The organism is Phytohabitans sp. LZ39 (genome assembly GCF_059359075.1).
On the sequence record NZ_JCADBM010000021.1, the window covers coordinates 91,791 to 110,471 of the forward strand.

At 72.6% G+C, this 18,681-nt stretch carries 14 protein-coding genes; 6 read left to right on the forward strand and 8 right to left on the reverse strand.

Features of this window, described 5'->3' with window-relative positions:
• Window positions 1–14 precede the first annotated feature (14 nt).
• The 3 genes from AC5L36_RS33250 to AC5L36_RS33260 are packed head-to-tail and all read left to right on the forward strand — an operon-like array spanning window position 15 to window position 2,264.
• Entirely contained in the window at window positions 15–803 is a 789-nt protein-coding gene (locus tag AC5L36_RS33250) for a methyltransferase domain-containing protein (protein WP_441223910.1), read from the forward strand.
• Window positions 800–1,270, forward strand: coding sequence for an anthrone oxygenase family protein (locus AC5L36_RS33255; RefSeq protein WP_441223911.1), 471 nt, complete (start codon window positions 800–802; stop codon window positions 1,268–1,270). Before AC5L36_RS33250 ends, AC5L36_RS33255 begins: the two co-directional genes overlap by 4 nt.
• A 34-nt stretch (window positions 1,271–1,304) precedes the next feature.
• Complete coding sequence (locus AC5L36_RS33260; RefSeq protein WP_441223912.1) at window positions 1,305–2,264, forward strand: zinc-binding dehydrogenase; 960 nt, start codon at window positions 1,305–1,307, stop codon at window positions 2,262–2,264.
• A gap of 732 nt (window positions 2,265–2,996) precedes the next feature.
• Here AC5L36_RS33260 and dinB (AC5L36_RS33265) read toward each other — a convergent pair.
• Genes dinB (AC5L36_RS33265) through leuS form a run of 3 tightly spaced genes read right to left on the reverse strand, consistent with a single transcriptional unit; the run spans window position 2,997 to window position 7,284 of the window.
• Window positions 2,997–4,181, reverse strand: a complete 1,185-nt coding sequence (dinB, locus tag AC5L36_RS33265; protein WP_441223913.1) for a DNA polymerase IV — start codon at window positions 4,179–4,181, stop codon at window positions 2,997–2,999.
• A gap of 44 nt (window positions 4,182–4,225) precedes the next feature.
• Window positions 4,226–4,432, reverse strand: coding sequence for a heavy-metal-associated domain-containing protein (locus tag AC5L36_RS33270; RefSeq protein WP_441223914.1), 207 nt, complete (start codon window positions 4,430–4,432; stop codon window positions 4,226–4,228).
• 38 nt (window positions 4,433–4,470) lie between these two features.
• A complete protein-coding gene (leuS, locus tag AC5L36_RS33275) occupies window positions 4,471–7,284 on the reverse strand; it encodes a leucine--tRNA ligase (protein WP_441223915.1) in 2,814 nt (937 codons plus the stop codon).
• 293 nt (window positions 7,285–7,577) lie between these two features.
• Between leuS and AC5L36_RS33280 the strand changes: the two genes are divergently transcribed.
• From AC5L36_RS33280 to AC5L36_RS33290, 3 genes are read left to right on the forward strand one after another with little or no spacing between them, the layout of a single operon-like run.
• Window positions 7,578–8,633 (forward strand): AAA family ATPase, encoded by a 1,056-nt coding sequence (locus AC5L36_RS33280; protein WP_441223916.1) that lies wholly within the window; start codon window positions 7,578–7,580, stop codon window positions 8,631–8,633.
• A gap of 48 nt (window positions 8,634–8,681) precedes the next feature.
• Window positions 8,682–9,992: a DUF58 domain-containing protein gene (locus tag AC5L36_RS33285; RefSeq protein ID WP_441223917.1), complete on the forward strand. Its 1,311-nt coding sequence runs from the start codon at window positions 8,682–8,684 to the stop codon at window positions 9,990–9,992.
• Window positions 9,993–10,035: 43 nt separating this feature from the next.
• On the forward strand, window positions 10,036–12,495 hold the full coding sequence (locus AC5L36_RS33290) for a transglutaminase TgpA family protein (RefSeq protein WP_441223918.1): 2,460 nt from the start codon (window positions 10,036–10,038) through the stop codon (window positions 12,493–12,495).
• A gap of 982 nt (window positions 12,496–13,477) precedes the next feature.
• Here the strand turns inward: AC5L36_RS33290 and AC5L36_RS33295 are convergent.
• From AC5L36_RS33295 to AC5L36_RS33315, 5 genes are all read right to left on the reverse strand, one after another.
• A complete protein-coding gene (locus tag AC5L36_RS33295; protein ID WP_441223919.1) occupies window positions 13,478–13,861 on the reverse strand; it encodes an SCO2097 family morphological protein in 384 nt (127 codons plus the stop codon).
• Between the two features lie 208 nt (window positions 13,862–14,069).
• Window positions 14,070–15,356 (reverse strand): DNA polymerase IV, encoded by a 1,287-nt coding sequence (gene dinB, locus AC5L36_RS33300; protein ID WP_441223920.1) that lies wholly within the window; start codon window positions 15,354–15,356, stop codon window positions 14,070–14,072.
• 9 nt (window positions 15,357–15,365) lie between these two features.
• Window positions 15,366–16,514, reverse strand: a complete 1,149-nt coding sequence (locus AC5L36_RS33305; protein ID WP_441223921.1) for an alkaline phosphatase family protein — start codon at window positions 16,512–16,514, stop codon at window positions 15,366–15,368.
• Entirely contained in the window at window positions 16,511–17,251 is a 741-nt protein-coding gene (locus AC5L36_RS33310; RefSeq protein ID WP_441223922.1) for a methyltransferase domain-containing protein, read from the reverse strand. Before AC5L36_RS33310 ends, AC5L36_RS33305 begins: the two co-directional genes overlap by 4 nt.
• Before the next feature lie 209 nt (window positions 17,252–17,460).
• Window positions 17,461–18,642: a hypothetical protein gene (locus AC5L36_RS33315; protein ID WP_441223923.1), complete on the reverse strand. Its 1,182-nt coding sequence runs from the start codon at window positions 18,640–18,642 to the stop codon at window positions 17,461–17,463.
• Between the last annotated feature and the right edge of the window lie 39 nt (window positions 18,643–18,681).

Consider the following 18,681-nt stretch of genomic DNA (forward strand, 5'->3'; position numbering starts at 1 on the left):
CTACCTTGCGGGACATGCGCTCGTACCCGGAAATGGAGCTGGACCGGCTGTTGAGCCGGGGTCGCTTCGTGGGCGATCTGACCGAGCAGGTGCTGGGTCTCGCCGGGCTCCAGCCCGGCATGCGGGTGCTCGACGTGGGGTGCGGCAGCGGCGACGTCGCGTTCGTCGCGGCGCGGCTCGTCGGCCCGGACGGCACGGTGATCGGCGTCGACCGCGACCCGGCGGCGATCGCCCGCGCGCGGCAGCGTGCGTCGCTCGACAACGTGCGCTTCCTGGCCGCCGACGCCGCCGGCCTCGACCTGGACGTGCCGATCGACGCGGTGGTCGGCCGCCAGTTCCTCATGCACCTGGCGGATCCGGAGGCCGTGCTGCGCCACCTGCGCGGGCTGCTCGCGCCGGGCGGGCTGATGGCCTTCCACGAGCCCGACTGGACCGGCGCCGGCGCCCACCCGCAATGCCCGCTCGTGGAGCTGACGCTCGACCGGATCCGCGAGACCCTGCGCCGCACCGGCGCCGACCCGCGGGCCGGGCTGCGGCTGCGCCGCACGCTCGGCGACGCCGGGCTCGCGCACCCACGGGCGATCCTCGGCGCGCGGGTCGAGGGCGGGCCGGACTCGCTCGTCTACGCGGAGCTCGTCGCTACCACCCGCGACCTGCTCGGCGACATGGAACGCACCGGCGTGGCGGCACCCGGCGAGGTCGCCGTCGAAACTCTCGCGGCCCGGCTGCGTGCGGAAGTCGTATCCACCGGGGCGACGGTGACGTCGGCCCATTTCATCGGCGCTTGGGGTAACTCGACATGAGAACCGTCTCGCTCGTCCTCAGCCTCCTGACCACCGGCCTCGCGGCAGGCCTGTTCTTCGCGTTCTCGATGTCGGTGATGCCGGGCCTCGCGCAGGTCGGCGACCGCACCTTCGTCGAGGCGATGAGCGGCATCAACAAGGCGATCCTCAACGGCTGGTTCGCGATCGCCTTCGGCGGCGCGCTCGTCTTCACGGCCGCTGCCGCGCTCCTGCACCTGGGCGGCTCGCACCGCGCGGCGCTGGCGTGGATCGTCGCGGCGCTCGTGCTGTACGTGGCCCAGCTCGCCGTCACGTTCACCGTCAACGTGCCGCTCAACAACGAGCTGGTGGCGGTCAACCTGGACACCGACGACCTGGCCGCCGCCCGCGAACGCTTCGAGGCCACGTGGGTGCGCTGGAACGTGGTGCGCACGCTGCTCGTGACCGGCGCGTTCGGCAGCCTGATCGGCGCACTGGTCAAGTCTTGACCTCAGGCCCACTCGAGGTTGCAGACTTGCCGGCATGCGAGCGGTGTGGCTGACAGGTTTTGGTGACCCTTCGGTGCTGGTGGCGGGCGACGCCCCCGACCCGGTGCCCGGCGCCGGGCAGGTGCTGATCGACGTGGCGTACGCGAACATCACGTTCGTCGAGACCCAGTTCCGCGCCACCGGCGCCGGCCCGATAAAGGCCCGTCCCCCGCTCATCCCCGGCAACGGCGTCGGCGGCGTGATCGCGGCGGTCGGCCCCGGCACCGGCGCCGACCTGTCGGGCCTGGTGGGTCGCCGGGTGGTCACGAGCCTCAACGGCACGGGTGGGTACGCCTCCCGCGTGGTGGTCGACGCGGCGGCCCCGTTCGAGGTGCCACCGGAGCTGCCGCTCGACGAGGCGGTCGCACTCCTCGCCGACGGCCGCACCGCCACGATGCTCATCGGTGCCGCCGCCCCGAAACCCGGCGAGCGCGTGCTCGTCGAGGCCGCCGCGGGCGGCGTGGGCAGCCTGGCGATCCAGCTGGCGAAGACGGCCGGCGCCGTCGTCGTCGCCGCGGCGGGCGGCGAACACAAACTGGCCGTGGCCCGCAAGCTCGGCGCGGACACCACTGTGGACTATCGCCAACCGGACTGGGCCGACCGCGCCGGCCCGCTCGACGTGGTGCTCGACGGCGTGGGCGGTGCGGTCGCGAGAGCGGCGTTCGAGCGGCTGGTGCCGGGTGGCCGCATGCTGAGCTACGGCCTGGCCAGCGGCGAATGGGCCGCGATCCCGCCCGAGGACGCGGCCGCGCGCGGCGTCACCCTGATCCGCCCGACCCCGACCCCGGCCGAGCTGCGCTCCTATGTGGAGAGTGCGCTCGCGGAGGCCGCCGCCGGCCGCCTGCGCCCGCTGATCGGGCAGCGCTTTCCCTTGGACCGCGCGTCAGAAGCCCACGCCGCGATCGAATCCCGCGCCACGGTCGGCAAAACCCTCCTGGAAGTCACCCTCCTCTAAGGACCTTGCGGAGTCGTGGGGGGCACCGCGGCCGCAAAACCTCGATTCCAACGGAGATTTGAGCTACCGCGACGCCCGTCGTGGTCCAAGCCGTTGCTCCCGCGGCCTCACCCATCCGCCGCTGGTCCCACTCACCCCGCCGCCCCCTGCCCTCAAGACGGCAGCCCTGTCACTGTCTGGGCGGGTATACGGGACCCCTGCTGGGAATTCACGCACAAGAGGGCTGCCCTTTTGGGGCCAGGGTGGGGCTGGGGGCGCGGACCTGGCAGCGGGGGTCGGGGGTTTCGGCGAGCGCTGCGAGCCGCCGACCGCCGCGGTCCCCGCAGGAGCATACGGCCCGCCGCTGACGCGGACCCGGGCAAAATCCGAAGCCGGAGGTTCTAGAGAGCTTTCGGAGTTGGGGTTACGCGCGTGGCGGCGCTCCGGCAGATTTCCCCCGTCCGCGTCAGCTGGAGACCGTATGCTCCCGCGGGCACCGCTCCCGGCCGGCGGCTCGCGGGGCGAGCCGAAATCCCCAGCCGTCACCCCTGTCGCTTTCCCAGAGCGCCGATCCGGGAGCAGACATTGTGGACAAACAGCGACCGTCGCGGCGGCCCGACGGGGTGAGCACGACCAGCGGCGGACGGGTGAGGCCGCGGGAGCAGCGGTCTGGACCACGACGGACATCGCGGTAGCTCAAATCTTTGTCCTAAAAGGAACTTAGCGCCCGGCCACCGCGACTCCGAAAAGGCTCTAGTCGGGGAGCATGGGCATCGCGAGGCCGGGGTCGCGGCCGAGCAGCACCGCGCGGGTGACCGCCGACGAGCCGAACCTGTCGCGCACCGCGTCGAGGGCGCCATCCAGCTCGACGCCGCTGTCTCGCTCGAAGGGGAGCATCAGCTGGACGGCCTTGCCGTCGTCGAGGTTGCCCACCGCGACGCCGACCAGGGTCACGCCGCGTTCGTCGATCATCGGCATGGCGGCGGCGAGCAGGCCGCGCAGGGCTTCGAGGATCGTGCGGGTGTTGGACGTCGCGCGCGGGAGGGTGTGTGAGCGGGCGGCGCGGGAGAAGTCGTCGAAGCGGAGCCGCAGCATCACCGTGCGGCCCACGCGGTCGGCGGCGCGCATCCGCCGGGAGACCCGGTCGACCAGGCCGCACAGCACCGCGTCGAGGTCGCGCGGTGTGCGTGGCCGGCGGCCCAGCGCGCGTTGGGCGCCGATCGACCCCCTGCGCCGGCCGGTCTGGATGGTGCGGGGGTCGTGGTTGTGCGCGAGGGCGTGCAGGTGGCGGCCGGCCGCGACGCCGAGCATCGAGACGAGGGCGGCCTCGCCGATCCTGGCGACCGCGCCGACCGTACGCAGGCCGCGCTCGCGCAGCTTGCCGGCGGTCACCGGGCCGACGCCCCACAGGCGCTCGACCGGCAGCGGGTGGAGGAAGGCGAGCTCGCCGCCGATCGGCACGACCTTGAGGCCGTCGGGCTTACCCACACCACTGGCCACCTTGGCCAGAAACTTGGTCTTCGCCACGCCCACGGTGATCGGCAGGCCGACCTGGCGGCGCACCTCGGCCCGGAGCCGGACGGCGATGTCGGTGGGTGTGCCCGAAATCTTGCGGAGGCCGCCCACGTCGAGGAACGCCTCGTCGATGGAGATGCCCTCGACGAGTGGGGTCGTGTCACGGAAGATCCGGAAGACGGCCTTGCTCGCCGCGCTGTAGGCGGCCATCCGGGGCTGGACCACGATGGCGTCCGGGCACAGCCGGCGGGCCTGCTGGCCACCCATGGCCGTGCGCACACCGCGGGCCTTCGCCTCGTAGCTGCAAGCCAGCACCACGCCGCCGCCCACGAGCACCGGGCGGCCGCGAAGGCGCGGATCGTCCCGCTGCTCGACGGACGCGTAGAAGGCGTCGAGGTCGGCGTGCAGGATGCTGGCACCCACGCGGGTTATGTTCGCACATATGTACGAGAAGAGGAACCCGCGTGTCAGCTGACCAGCTCGTAGCCCGCCTCGTCGACGGCGGCGCGCACCGCGTCCTCGTCGAGCGACCGCTCGCTGGTCACGGTCACCGCGCCGCCGGCGAGGTCGACCGACACGGCGGTGACGCCGGGGATCTGGCCGACCTCGCTGCTTACCGAGCTGACGCAGTGGGCACAGGTCATTCCGCTGACGGAGTAGGTCTTGGTCTCCATGCCCAAGACCATACCCCTTACCCCCAGGGGGTATCAAGCTAGACGACGATACTCACCATCCGGCCCGGCACGACGATCACCTTCCGCGGGTCGCGCCCCGCCAGGTGGTCGCCGACCGCGGCCAGTGCCGCCTCGCGTACCGACGCCTCCTCCGCGGTCGCGGCCACCTCGACCCGGCCGCGGACCTTGCCGTTGACCTGCACCGGGTACGTGACCGACTCGGCCACCAGCAGCGCCGGGTCGGCGACCGGGAAGTCTACGTACGCCAGCGAGCCCGAGTGGCCCAGCTTCTGCCACAGCTCTTCGGCGATGTGCGGGGCGAACGGCGACAGCATCAGCACCAGCGGCTCGACCACCTCGCGGGGCGCCGACGGCAGCGGCGTGACCGCGTTGGTCAGCTCGATCAGCTTGGCGATCGCGGTGTTGAAGCGCAGGTCGTCCATGTCGCCGCGCACGCCGTCGATCACCTTGTGCAGCACCCTGCGGGTCTCCGGAGTGGCCGGCTCGTCGACCACCCGCGTCGCGCCGGTCTCCTCGTCGACCACCAGCCGCCACACGCGTTGCAGGAAGCGCTGCGAGCCGATCACCGCCCGGGTCTCCCACGGCCGGGACACGTCCAGCGGGCCCATCGCCATCTCGTACACCCGGAACGTGTCGGCTCCGTACGCCTCGCACATCTCGTCCGGAGTCACCACGTTCTTCAGCGACTTGCCCATCTTGCCGTACTCGCGGACGACCTCTACGCCCTCGTAGAAGTACTTGCCGTCGCGCTCCTCGACCTCCTCGGCCGGCACCACGACACCGCGCGCGTCGCGGTACGCGTACGCCTGGATGTAGCCCTGGTTGAACAGCCGCCGGAACGGCTCGAACGACGAGATGTGGCCCAGGTCGAACAGCACCTTGTGCCAGAAGCGGGCGTACAGCAGGTGCAGCACCGCGTGCTCCATCCCGCCGATGTACAGGTCGACGCCGCCGCAGTCGCCGGGGAACTGCGGGCCCAGCCAGTACCGCTCGATCTCCGGGTCGACCAGCGCCTTGTCGTTGCGCGGGTCCAGGTAGCGCAGCTCGTACCAGCAGGAGCCGGCCCACTGCGGCATCGTGTTGGTCTCGCGCGTGTAGCGGCGCGGGCCGTCGCCCAGGTCCAGCTCGACCTCGACCCACTCCTTGGCCCGGGACAGCGGGGTCTCGGGGTTGGAGGCGGCGTCGTCCGGGTCGAAGGTGCGCGGCGAGAAGTTGTCCACCTCGGGCAGCTCGACCGGCAGCATCTCGTCGGGCAGGGCGATGGGCAGGCCGGTCTCGTCGTACACGATCGGGAACGGCTCGCCCCAGTAACGCTGGCGGCTGAACAGCCAGTCGCGCAGCCGGTAGGTCACCGCGCCGGAACCGACCTCGTGCGTCTCCAGCCACTCGATGATGCGGGCCTTGGCGTCCGCGATGCCCAGCCCGTCCAGGAAGGCACTGTTGATCGCCGGGCCTTCCCCGGTGTACGCCTTGCCCTCGAAGTCGGCCGGCGGCCGCACCGTGCGGATGATCGGCAGCTCGAAGACCTCGGCGAACTCCCAGTCGCGCTCGTCCTGCCCGGGCACCGCCATGATGGCGCCGGTGCCGTAGCCGGCCAGCACGTAGTCGGCGATGAAGACCGGGATGGGCTCCTCGTTGACCGGGTTTGTCGCGTACGCCCCGATGAAGACACCTGTCTTCTTGCGGCTCTCCGCGGTGCGCTCCGCTTCGGTCTCCCCCGCGATGGAGGCCCGGTAGGCCGCCACGGCCTCGGCCGGCGTCGCGTGCCCGCCGGTCCATGCCTCCCGCGTGCCGGCGGGCCACTCGCCGGGCACCAGCTGGTCGACCAGCTCGTGCTCGGGGGCCAGCACCATATAGGTCGCGCCGAACACGGTGTCCGGACGCGTCGTGAAGACCCGGATGGGCGCCGAGGAGGTGGGGAACTCGATGTGCGCGCCCGTCGAACGGCCGATCCAGTTGCGCTGCATCAGCTTGACCGGCTCCGGCCAGTCCAGTGTGTCCAGGTCGTCGACCAGGCGATCACCGTACGCGGTGATCCGCATCATCCACTGCTTCAGGCTGCGCTGGAAAACCGGGTAGTTGCCGCGCTCGCTGCGCCCGTCTGGCGTGACCTCCTCGTTGGCCAGCACCGTGCCCAGGCCGGGACACCAGTTGACCGGCGCCTCCGAGACATACGCCAGGCGGTGGTCGTCTACCACGCGGCGCCGCTCGACCGGCGACAGCTCGCTCCACGGCCGGCCGTCCGGGGTGGCCCGCTCGCCGGCCTCGAACGCGGCGACCAGCTCGGCGATCGGGCGCGCCTTTCGCTGCGCGGTGTCGTACCAGGAGTTGAAGATTTGCAGGAAGATCCACTGGGTCCACCGGTAGTACTCGGTGTCGGTCGTCGCCACCCACCGCCGGCTGTCGTAGCCCAGCCCCAGCCGGCGCAGCTGCGCGCGGTAGCGCTCGACGTTGGCCTCGGTGGTGATCCGCGGGTGGGTGCCGGTCTGCACCGCGTACTGCTCGGCGGGCAGGCCGAACGCGTCGAAACCCATCGGGTGCAGCACGTTGTAGCCGGCCATCCGCTTGTACCGCGTGTAGGAGTCGGTGCCGATGTAGCCCAGCGGGTGGCCGACGTGCAGGCCGGCGCCGGACGGATAGGGGAACATGTCCTGCACGTGCAGCTTGGGAGCGCCGGCCCGGGGGTGGCCGGGGTCGGCCAGGTCGCCGGTCGGGTTGGGCGCGTCGAAGGTGCCGTGCGCCGCCCAGAAGTCCTGCCAGCGGACCTCGATCTCGCCTGCCAGCGCGGCGGTGTATCGGAAGGGCGGAATGTCCGCGACCTCTTCGCTCATTTTTCTACCTCCAGGGCCATTCTCGTGTGGGCATGAAAAAGCCCCTCACGCAGGAGGGGCTGCCGCGCTGTCGACGGGGGCGTCGATGGCGCGGCTACGTAAGGAGCAGGAAGGCCCTGGCCATGACGGCAGTGTACTACGCGGCGGTCATGACCGACTCGGCGAATTTCACCGACGGGGCTAGCCTGTGCACATGCGGGTGGTCCGTCACATCCCGGCCTGCACTCCCGCGAACCATCCGGCCACCCTTGCGTATCTATACAGGGAAGCCGTGGTAAACGAGGAGGAGGCCCGTGACACAACCATCCTGGGACCAGGTTGGCAGCCCTCTGTCCGGCGCGGAGTTCCGCGCGGCCAGCGACGCCATCGTGGCCAATATCGAGCAGGTCATCGAGGGCAAGACCGCCACGGTGCGGCTCGCGCTGGCCGTCCTGCTGGCCGAGGGTCACCTCCTGATCGAGGATGTCCCTGGTGTAGGTAAGACGAAACTCGCCAAGGCCCTCGCCCGGTCCATCGACTGCTCGGTGCGGCGGATCCAGTTCACCCCCGACCTGCTGCCCAGCGACGTGACCGGCGTGAGCGTCTACAACCAGGAAACCCACGACTTCGAGTTCAAGCCGGGCGCCGTGTTCGCCAACCTCGTGGTCGGCGACGAGATCAACAGGGCCTCGCCGAAGACGCAGTCCGCCCTCCTGGAGAGCATGGAGGAGCGGCAGGTCACCGTCGACGGCACCACCTACGAGCTTCAGACGCCGTTCATGGTGATCGCGACGCAAAACCCGATCGAGATGGAGGGCACCTACCCCCTCCCGGAGGCGCAGCGCGACCGGTTCACCGCCCGGATCGCGATGGGCTACCCGGACCCGGGCGCCGAGCTCGCGATGCTCGACGTGCACGGCACCCGCGACCCGATCGTGGCGCTCAAGCCGGTCTCGGACGCGGCCACCGTCCGTCGCCTGATCGCGACGGTGCGCGAGGTACATGTCGCCGACGCGGTCAAGCAGTACGCGGTCAACCTGGTCACCGCCACCCGTGAGGCGCCCGACCTCCGGCTCGGCGCGTCTCCCCGGTCGACCCTCCAGCTGCTGCGCACCGCCCGCGCGGTCGCCGCGCTCGAAGGGCGCGACTACGTGCTGCCGGACGACCTCCAGACGCTCGCCGTGCCGGTGATGGCGCACCGCATCATCCCCACCGCGGACGCCCAGCTGGCCCGGCGCACCACCGACGCGATCATCGCGGACATCGTGCACCGGCTCCCGCTCCCTCACGAGCGGCAGCGGTCGCCGTACGACACGCGGCCGGGGGCCACCGGCGACGGGCGCGCCCAGTACGACCCGCGGAGGGGCTGATGGCTCGGTTCGGCTTCGCCGGGCGGCGGTTCCGCGGAGGCGGCTCCCGTGCGTGAGGCGCTGCGCGGGCTGACGACGCGTGGCCGGTCGTTCCTGGCCGCGGCCGCGGCCGCCGCCGTGTCCGCGGTCATCCTCGGCGAAAAGGACCTGCTGCGGGTGGCGATCCTGCTCGCGATCCTGCCGCTGCTGGCCGCCGCATACGTGGGGCGCAGCCGCTACCGGCTCGCGTGCAGCCGCTCGCTCGAGCCGCACCGCGCGCCGGTCGGTGCCAGCGCCCGCGTGGTGCTGCGCCTGCAAAACATGTCCCGGCTGCCCACCGGCACCCTGCTGCTGGAAGACCGGCTGCCGTACGCGCTGGGCAGCCGCCCGCGGGTCGTCCTCGAACGGCTCGGCGCCCGCCAGGCCAGCTCCGTGGCGTACACGGTGCGGGCCGACGTGCGCGGCAAGTACGAGGTCGGCCCCCTGGTGGTGCGCCTGACCGACCCGTTCGGGCTGTGCGAGCTGACCCGCTCGTTCCCGAGCGTCGACCGCCTCACCGTTATCCCCCAGGTACACCCGCTGCCCACCGTCCGCCTCGCCGGCGAGTACGCGGGCGCGGGCGACAGCCGGGCCCGCTCGGTGGCCGTGCACGGCGAGGACGACGCGGCGACCCGGGAGTACCGGCGCGGCGACGACCTGCGGCGCGTGCACTGGAAGTCGACCGCGCGCACCGGCGAGCTGATGGTGCGGCGCGAGGAGCAGCCGTGGGAGAGCCGGGCCACGGTCGTGCTCGACACCCGGCAGTACGCCCACCGCGGCGAGGGCCCGACGGCCAGCTTCGAGTGGGCGGTCTCGGCGGCGGCCAGCGTCGCGGTGCACCTGCGCCAGGCCGGATACAAGCTGCGGCTGGTCAGCGACACCGGCATCGACACCGAGGCGGCCGAGGGCGGCGAGGGCCTCCTGCTCGACCACCTGGCCGACGTGCGGCTGGACAAGCGCGGCGATGTGGCCCAGCTCGTCGAGGCGGTGCGCAGGCGCAACGACGGCGGCCTGGTGATCGCGCTGCTCGGCACGCTGACCACCGCCGAGGCCGAGCTGCTGTCCGGCCTGCGGAGCAACAACGCGACCTGCGTCGGATTCCTGATCGACTCGTCGACGTGGCTCAACCTCCCGCCGGAGAGCCGGGCCGAGGCGGGCCGGGCGCACGGCGCGGCGGCGTTGAGCCTGATGCGCAGCGGCTGGCGGGTTGTGGGCGTGTCCCACGGCGCGAAGCTGCCCGCGCTCTGGCCGCAGGCCGCGCGGGGTTCGCAGGGCTTCGCGTGGCGAGCGGCGATGGCCGAGACGGTAGGCACCGGCTTCGGCTCGGGCAGGGCTAGGTAGCTAGGCGATATCGGGCCTTCGTGCCCGGGAGGGTTGGGTAGCTGTGCGAGATCGGCACCTGGGTTTCGTCGCCGCGGCGGCGACACTGCTCGCGGCGGCTCCACTGTCGACGATCTTCGAGCGGTGGACCTGGCTGATCCAGAGCGCGGTGGCGGTGGCACTCGTCGCCGGCGCGGCCACGCTTGCCCGCTCGCTGCGCGCGCCGGTGTGGGCCCAGCTGCTGGGCATGATGGTCACGCTGACCATGGTGCTGACGCTGATGTTCTCCAGCGGCGAGGAGCTGCTGGCGATCATCCCCACGCCCGGCACGTTCGCCCACTTCGGACAGTTGACGAACTTCGCCGTCGACGACATGCGCTCGTACGGCGTGCCCGTGCCCGACCGGGTCGGCCTTCAGTTCCTCACCGTGCTCGGGATCGGCTCGGTGGCCATCCTCGTCGACCTGCTCACCGTCGGCATGCGCCGGCCCGCGCTGGCCGGCCTGCCGATGCTGGCGATCTACTCGGTACCGGTGGCCGTGTACACCGACAGCGTCCACCCGCTGCCGTTCGTCATCGGCGCGGTCGGCTTCCTGTGGCTGCTGGTCGCCGACAACGTCGACCGGGTGCGGCGCTTCGGCCGCCGCTTCACCGGCGACGGCCGCGACGTCGACGTCTGGGAGCCCTCACCGCTGGCCGCCGCCGGGCGCCGGCTCGCCGTCGTGGGCGTCGCCCTCGCCGTGCTGCTGCCCCTCGCCGTGCCCGGCATGACCACCGGCCTGCTGGCCAACTTCGGCGCGGGCGGCTCCGGCCCGGGCGGCAACGGTCGGGGCAACGGCGGGCGCGTCGACCTCTTCGCCAACCTGAGCGGCGAGCTCCAGCAGGGCAAGGACCGCGAGATGGTCAAGGTGACGACCAACGACCCCACGCCGCAGTACATCCGGTTCGGCGTCGCCGACGAGCTCAACGAGCAGGGCTTCCGCAACGGCCGGCGCATCTCCAACACCGCCCTCGACAAGGGGTTGCCGGCTCCCCAGAACCCGGGCGCGGGCGTGCGCACCGACAGGTACCGCGCCACCGTCGAGGTCACGCAGGAGTTCGACATGGGCCTGCTGCCCATCTACGCCACGCCGGTGGCCATCGACGACCTCAAGGGCCGCTGGTCTTACGACGCCAACCAGCAGGTCGTTTACTCGAACGGGTCCTCGGCCCGAAAGCAGAAGTTCGAACTGGAGTACATCCGCGCGTCGTTCAGTGCGGCCGCGCTGCGGCAGGCGAGCACGCTGCCGGAGGCCGACCCGCTGGTCAAGCAGTTCACGCTCATGCCGGACAACAAGGCCGTACAGGAGCGGGTCGACGAGCTGGTCAAGGGCAAGACCTCCCCGTACGAGAAGGTGCGGGCGATCTACGACTTCTTCTCGGAGGCGAACGGCTTCTCGTACAGCCTCCAGACCCAGAGCGGCACCGGCGGCACCGCGATAGTCGACTTCCTCACCAACAAGCAGGGCTTCTGCCAGCAGTACGCGGCGGCGATGGCCTGGATGGTGCGGGCGGCCGGCATCCCGGCGCGGGTGGCGTTCGGCTTCAGCAGCGGCAACAACAAGCGCGACGGCAACTCGTTCACGCTGACGAACAAGAACCTCCACGCGTGGACCGAGGTGTACTTCGGCCCGGGGTACGGCTGGGTGCCCTTCGACGCCACCCCCGCGGCGGCCGTGGCCGGCTCGATCCGCACCGACTACGCCCCGGACGTCGACGCCACCGAGGAGGCCACGCCGAGCGCCCCGGTCACCGGCGGCGCGGTGCCGGAGGCCAGCGGAGGCACCGCCGGCCCGGTCGACGACGGCAACGACGAAGCCGACCTCGGCGCCGGTCCGGGCGAGACCACGCCGACCGCGCCCCGGTGGCCGTGGTTCACGATCAGCACGGTGATCCTGCTGCTTGCCCTGCTGTCCGTACCGGCCGTGCGGCGCGGGCTGCTCCGCCGCCAGCGGCAGGCCGCCGGTGGCAGCGGCTCCCCGGCGGTGGCCACGGCCGGCGCGGACGGCGGCGACGGCCTCCGCATCGTGGTCACCGACGTGGCGGCGGCCGGCCGCGCCCGCGAAGACGCGCACGCCGCCTGGGCCGAGCTGCTCGACACGATGATCGACTACCGCGTCCCGATCGACCAGACCGAGACGCCGCGCTCGACCGCCGACCGCCTGGTCCGGGAGGGCCTTGTCGACGGCCCGTCCGCCGAGGCCGCGCGGGTACTCGGCCGGGCCGAGGAACGCGCCCGCTACGCCCGCGACCCGCTCCAGCCCGGCCGGCTCGGCGACGGCCTGCGCGCGGTGCGCAAGGCCCTGGCCGGCCGCGCCAACCGCCGCACCCGCCTGGCCGCGCGGCTGCTGCCGCCGTCGGTACTGCTGCGGTGGCGGCAGGCGATCGTGGAGAGCTCGATCCGCACGGTGCTGACGTCCGGCCGCATGCGCGACGGCCTGATGCGCTGGAGCCCCCGCCGCCTCCTGAGCCGCCCGTCACGCTGAGCGCGCCGCTACTCGCCGGTCACTTCCGAGACAGAAGTTTTCCCACGTCCGTGTCAGCGGCAGACCGTATGCTCCCGCGGGCACCGCTCCCGGCCGGCGGCTCGCGGGCGAGCCGAAATCCCCGGCCGTCCGCTGCCGGGTCCGCGGGACAAGCCCCCGGGCCCGTTCGCGGACGACCACAGGCCCCTACCCCGCGACATTCTGACGCAGCGTTACCAGCGTCGGGGCCGGGCTTTCAGATCTAGGAGACTTAGGGTTGATATGGCGCCCTAACTCTCCAAGATCTGGCATCGGAACCTGTTCACGCCGTCGCGGCGGTTACTCGTGGTGACAGCGCGTCTGGCCGGTCTGGTGCCCGTCGCCTCGGCAATGGGCATTGTGGACAAACGACCCGTGCGCGGCACGTCCCGGGGCGGGCGTGACCAGCGGCGGACGGGGAGGCCGCGGGAGCGGCGGCGAGGACCGCGACGGAAATCGAGCTTCCGAGACCGCAGTGACCAGGCGCCGTTCCCGCGGTGGTCGCGTTACTCGCGACGGCGACACCCCGGATGCGGAGGCGGTGACCCTGACTCAGAAGGGTCTCCAGTGCGGGGCCACCAACGTTGGCCGGCTTCGCCGGCCCGGGTGAAGGTTTGTGGTCACCGCACTGATCTCGAAGCCCTCACCCGAGCTTGTAACGCGGGGTCGCGCTGGTCGATGCGGGTCTCCCAGCAGGGGCTTGCCGCGCGGACCGGGCAGCGGAGGTCGGGGATCTCGGCTCGCTCTGCGAGCCGCCGACCTGCGCGGTCTCCGGCGGGAGCGGCGGTCCGCGACTGACGCGGACCCGGGAAACCTGTCTTGGCGGACGACCGCCGCCGCCGGGCCCATAGGGCAACCCCGCCGGACAAAATGGCGCCCCGCCAGCCCGGAGGCGTGGCGGGGTGATGGTGTAGATCGGCTGCGCGGGGCAGCATCCAGCGGCGGACCGCCGAGGGGGGTCGGGTCAGCGGTGGCCTTCTGGCCGCTGACGCCACCTCTCCTCGAGTCGGTCGATGAAGGACATCCGGCGGCCGCGGGTGCGGCGGGAGGTGGTGCCTCCCACGACGCGCAGGTCGGGTGACTGTCCCTTGCGGTGCGAACGCATCGCGAACGCCGCGGCGCTGAGCATGACCACGAACCCCGCTACGCCGAGCAGGGTCAGCTCTGTAACCGTGCCGTAGACAACCAACGCGAGACCGACCGCGATAACGCCGACAGCGAGCAGCAGACGACGACGCGCATGGAAGCGCGGGTCACTGGCGCGCACGGCCGAGGCGAACTTCGGGTCCTCGGCCAGCGACTGCTCGATCTGCTCGAACAGCCGCTGCTCATGCTCAGAGAGCGGCACGGCACTCCTCCCCGGTCACGTAGGCCGGCCCGGGCGGACCGACAGACCGTGGCAGCCAAACCGACTGCTTACCCGCCAGTCTACGAGGGGGTTCGCGGCTCGGAAAGCGGGACGACCCACGGCCTGAGTGATTTTCGGTCCGTCGCAGGTCACCGCGCCTCAGAAAGCACTTCGGAAGCGTGCCAGAAAGCGGACACATCCGCCCGCTTCAGTCTTCGCCGGCCTTGCGGAGCAGGCTTGCCGGGCGGATCACCGCTCGGCCGAACTTTGCCGCCGCCGCGTCGGCCGCCGCCTCGGCCTCGCGCCAGCCGTGCTCGGGCTCGCCCAGTGTGGGCTGCCGCGGGGTGGCGCCGGCCTGGGTCAGGCCCTCGACCCGCACCCCGACCAAGCGGATCGGTGCACCCGGGCTGGGCTGGCCACCGGTGGCGCCGCGAGCCGGCCGCCGGTCGCCGCCGGCGGACCACAGCCCCTCCCACAGTGCCCACGCGATGTCGAACACCTCGCGCGCCACGTCGGTCGGGCCGGGCAGCGTGCGGGAACGGCTGAGGGTGCGGAAGTCGGCCAGCCGCACCTTGATGGAGACCGTGCGACCCACCTGGCCGGAACGGCGCAGCCGGGCGCCGGTCTTTTCGGAGAGGGAGAGCAGCGCGCGGCGGATCACCGCTGGGTCGGCCACGTCTGTGTCGAACGTCACCTCCGCGCCGATCGACTTGTCCACCTGCTCCGGCGTCACGTGGCGCGGGTCGCGCCCCCACGACAGCTCGTGCAGGTGGGCCGAGGCCGCCTCGCCGAGCGCGCCGCGCAGCATGCCGACCGGCGCCTGGGCCACGTCGCCGACCGTGCGCAGGCCGAGGCGGGCCAGCGTCTCGGCGGCCCGCTCGCCCACGCCCCACAGCGCGGCCACCGGCAGCGGGTGGAGAAACTCCAGCACCTGGTCGACGGGGACCACGATGAGCCCGTCGGGCTTGGCCCGGGTCGAGCCGAGCTTGGCCACGAACTTGGTCGGCGCCACCCCGACCGAGCAGGTCAGCCCCAGCTCGCCGCGCACCCGCGAGCGGATCAGACGGGCGATGCCGGCGGGCGGGCCGAGCAGCCGCCGCGCGCCGCCCACGTCGAGGAACGCCTCGTCGAGCGACAGCGGCTCGACCAGCGGCGTGACGTCGCGGAAGATGCCCATCACCGCGCGCGAGGCGGCCGTGTAGGCGGTGAAGTCGGGCGGGATGAACACCGCACGGGGGCACAGGGCCCGCGCGCGGGCGGTGGGCATCGCGCTGCGCACCCCGAACTCCCGGGCCTCGTAGCTGGCCGAGCTGACTACGCCACGCGGGCCGACCCCGCCGACCACGACGGGCCGGCCCTTCAGCGAGGGGTCGCGGTGCACCTCGACCGACGCGTAGAACGCGTCCATGTCGACGTGGAGGATGTGGCTGCCGCTGTCGTCGCCCTCCGGCCCGAAGCGCGACTGCCCGCGCGGTATCGCCTGGCTACGACCCATGTCCGCAGGCTAGACGCCCCGTACGACAATCAGCGGCACCATCATCTCCGCCGCCGTGTACGAGCCGTGGTAGGCGACCAGCTTGGCCACCGTCTCCGGCTCGCGGGCGGTGGCGAGCACCGCGGTGAGGCCGTGGCTGACCACCACCACGTCACCGATGCGGTCGAGGTGGGCCGCGGGCACCGGCCCGAACCAACCGGCCTCGACCACCTCCTCGCGCGGCGCCACCCAGGCGTCCTCGCCGAGCACCTCGCGCCACGCGGCCACCACGTCGTCGCGGGCGCCGGGGAGCGTGTGGAGGTAGCGCACCCGCGGCTCGCCGGCGACCAGGCGGAGGCCGGTGCCGAGGCGAGGGTCGGCGTCGAGGTCGTACCGCCCCTCGTCGGGCACGTCGAGCTGCCCGTGGTCGGCCGTGACGAGCAGCGCCGCGTCGGCGGGCAGGCCCTCGACCAGGCGCGCGAGCAGGACGTCGAGCTCGGAAACCGCCGCCCGCCACTCCGGCGAGTCGAGGCCGAAGCGGTGTCCGGACGTGTCGACCGACGGGTGGTAGCCCACCACCAGCGCCCGCCCGTCGGCCGCGAGCCCGTCGAGCATGCCGGTGACCAGCGCCTCGACGTCGGGCGCCGCGCGATAGTCGGCCCCGCGCCAGGCCGCCACGGTGAGGCCGCTGCCGGCGTACTCGGGGCGGCTCACCATGCTCACCGCCACGCCGGCCGCCCGCGCCACCGCCAGCCGGCTCGGCACCGGCTGCCAGGCCACCGGGTCCGGGTCGTCCCACCACTGGGTGTGGTTGAGCACGCGGTCGGTGCCCGGGACGTTGACCGTGAAGGCCAGCAGACCATGGGCGCCGGGCACGGCTCCCGTGCCGATCGACGCGAGACCCGCCGGCGTCGTGGACGGGAAGACAGAGGTCAGGCTCGTGGCGGCGCGCGCCACGTCGGCCAGCGTCGGCGCGTGGGGGGTCGCCAGCGGGATCTGGTACGAGCCGAGCCCGTCCACCACGAGCACCGCGATCCGCCGCACGCCGTCGAGCCGGGCGGTGAGGCCGAGCGGATCGGGCGCCTCCGGGACACCGAGCACGGCGAGCACGCTGGGCAGCAGCTCAGCCAGGCTGGCCCGCCCGTAGGCCGGCCGCACCACGTCGAGCGCACCGCTCATGACGACGGGCGGCGGGCGAAGAGGTGCAGCTGGGCGGCGATGTCCCGGTAGGGCGGGTGGGCGGCCGCCGCCATCTCCAGGTCGACCACCGCCTGCGGGTCGCCGTCGGCGACGGCCGCCGGCAGCAGGTCGGCGAGTACCCGTACCCCATGGATCTCGGCGACCTCGAGGCCGGCGGCGCGCAGCAGCGCGGCGGCGGTCTCCGCGTCGTAGCGCCGCCGCAACGTGTCCTTGGGCCCGGTGCGACCGTGCGGGTCGGCGAGGAGCGCGGCCGCGTCGGCGAGGTGGCCGTTGACCGCGCGGCTGAGCACGGCGGCGGCCCTGCCGGCCACGAGCACGCTGGCCGCCCCGCCCGGCCGCAGCGCCGCGGTCACCGCGCCCACCACACCGGCCGGGTCGTCGACGACCTCGAGCACGGCGTGGCACAGCACCAGGTCGGCGGCGCCCGGCTCGACGAGGCCGGCGAGCGCGTCACCGTCGCCCTGCACGGCGCGCACCCGGTCGGCGACCCCGGCTTCCGCGGCCCGCCGGGTCAGCGCGGCGAGCGCGTCGGGGCTGGCGTCGACCACCGTCACGCGGTGGCCGTCTTCGGCGAGGGGGACGGCGAAGCCACCGGTGCCGCCGCCGACGTCGAGCACGGTGAGCGGGCGGCCACCCTGGCGCTCGATCTCGCGACGCAGGGCGGCCCAGACGACTGCGGTGCGCGGCCCGCTGCGCTGTGCGCGAGTTAGCTCCACTGCCGCAGCCTATGCCAGGGTCTCGGCGCACCGCATCACAGGTGGCGGAGCCCCACGGCCTCCGCCACCAGGCTGTCCACTGTAACCGCGGCGCGAAGTTTTACGGCACGGTGAAACGGCCGCACGACGGAGCGCGGGCAGGCGCTCGGTGTCGAGAAGCGGGTCTGGCGCCGTCGGTCCTCCGCCGCCGGCGGCGTCGCGGGTGCCGGTCAGCCGCGGGCGAGGATCTGGCCGACCGCGGTGGCCTTGTCGCCGAGCATCGCGCGCAGGCGCAGCGCGATGTCTTCGGGCTCGTCGGCCGGCCCGAACGCCTGCACGACCTCCTCTGGCACCGCGTCGATCCCGGCCTGAAGGCTGGTCAGATCCTGCTGGAGCTGCGCCTTGGTGGCCTCGTCGACATTGCCGACCGCGGATGCGAGCGCCTTGACCGCGCCGGTCATCCAGCCGGCCCACACGTGGAGCGGCACACGCCCCTCACCCGTCGGGTTGGGGATCGCGACCGAGGTGGTGTAATGCGCGTCGCGAAGCTGCTGTGCCTGCTGGGGGGTCATCTCGTTGTACTCCGATCTGCCCTGCCAGGCCGCGAGGGACTCCCCACGCAGCACGGACAGGACACCGTCGAGTGCGGACCAGTCTTCACAGAACTGCCTGATGATCGACAGGTGGATGTGCCACAGGTGGGTGGTATCGCGACCCGGGTCGGGCCCCGCGTCGGCGCCCACGCCGAGTGGCCGGCCGCCGACCAGCACGTAGCAGTAGACCGTGCGGTTGTCCTTCGTGCCGATGAACTCCCGCAGCACCGGGCCGCGCGGGCTGTACAGCCGCGGGTCGCGGGACCGGGCGGCGGCGTCCAGCCGCGCCGTGTACTTGCGCATCGCCGCGTCGGACAGGCTCAGGTCGATCGCCGACGCCTTGATGCCGGAGCCGCGGCGGTCGGCTACGACGTCGCGGACCGAGTAGTCGGACGACGGCAGCGCGCCGCGGTAGTTGTGGTAGCCGGGCTTGGCGGCGTAGACGCCGCCGAGCAGCGCGCTCGCCTCGAAGCGGTCGAAGTCGCTCCACAGTCGCCAGATGGCGGTCGAGATGCGGGTCGGGTTCGGATTGCTGGCCAGGGTCTCGACGCCTTCATCGTCCACATCGGGCGGGGACTCCGCGCCCTCGACCGTCTCGGGCAGAGCGAGCACGTCGTACTCCTCGCCCTCGGCGATGCTCACCATCAGGTCGTCGGTGAGCGGCAGGGGCTCCGGGTCGCGGACGTAGAAGGCGTCGTCGCGCCAGTCGTAGAACCACGCCCGCCCGGTGGGCTTGTCACCCAGAAGGAACCCGCTCGGATAGCGACTGATCCGCACCTGACCGTCCAGTGGGCCGCCGTGGCAGCGTCCCTCTCGCACGGTGCTGCTCCCTTCCTAACGGGGGGACGTAGGGTCGGG

Excerpts from the sequence above, each read along its gene's own strand:
- AC5L36_RS33250 (WP_441223910.1), top strand. The coding sequence starts at position 15 with ATGCGCTCGTACCCGGAAATGGAGCTGGACCGGCTGTTGAGCCGGGGT.
- AC5L36_RS33255 (WP_441223911.1), top strand. The coding sequence starts at position 800 with ATGAGAACCGTCTCGCTCGTCCTCAGCCTCCTGACCACCGGCCTCGCG.
- AC5L36_RS33260 (WP_441223912.1), top strand. The coding sequence starts at position 1,305 with ATGCGAGCGGTGTGGCTGACAGGTTTTGGTGACCCTTCGGTGCTGGTG.
- AC5L36_RS33270 (WP_441223914.1), bottom strand. The coding sequence starts at position 4,432 with ATGGAGACCAAGACCTACTCCGTCAGCGGAATGACCTGTGCCCACTGC.
- leuS (WP_441223915.1), bottom strand. The coding sequence starts at position 7,284 with ATGAGCGAAGAGGTCGCGGACATTCCGCCCTTCCGATACACCGCCGCG.
- dinB (WP_441223920.1), bottom strand. The coding sequence starts at position 15,356 with ATGGGTCGTAGCCAGGCGATACCGCGCGGGCAGTCGCGCTTCGGGCCG.
- AC5L36_RS33305 (WP_441223921.1), bottom strand. The coding sequence starts at position 16,514 with ATGAGCGGTGCGCTCGACGTGGTGCGGCCGGCCTACGGGCGGGCCAGC.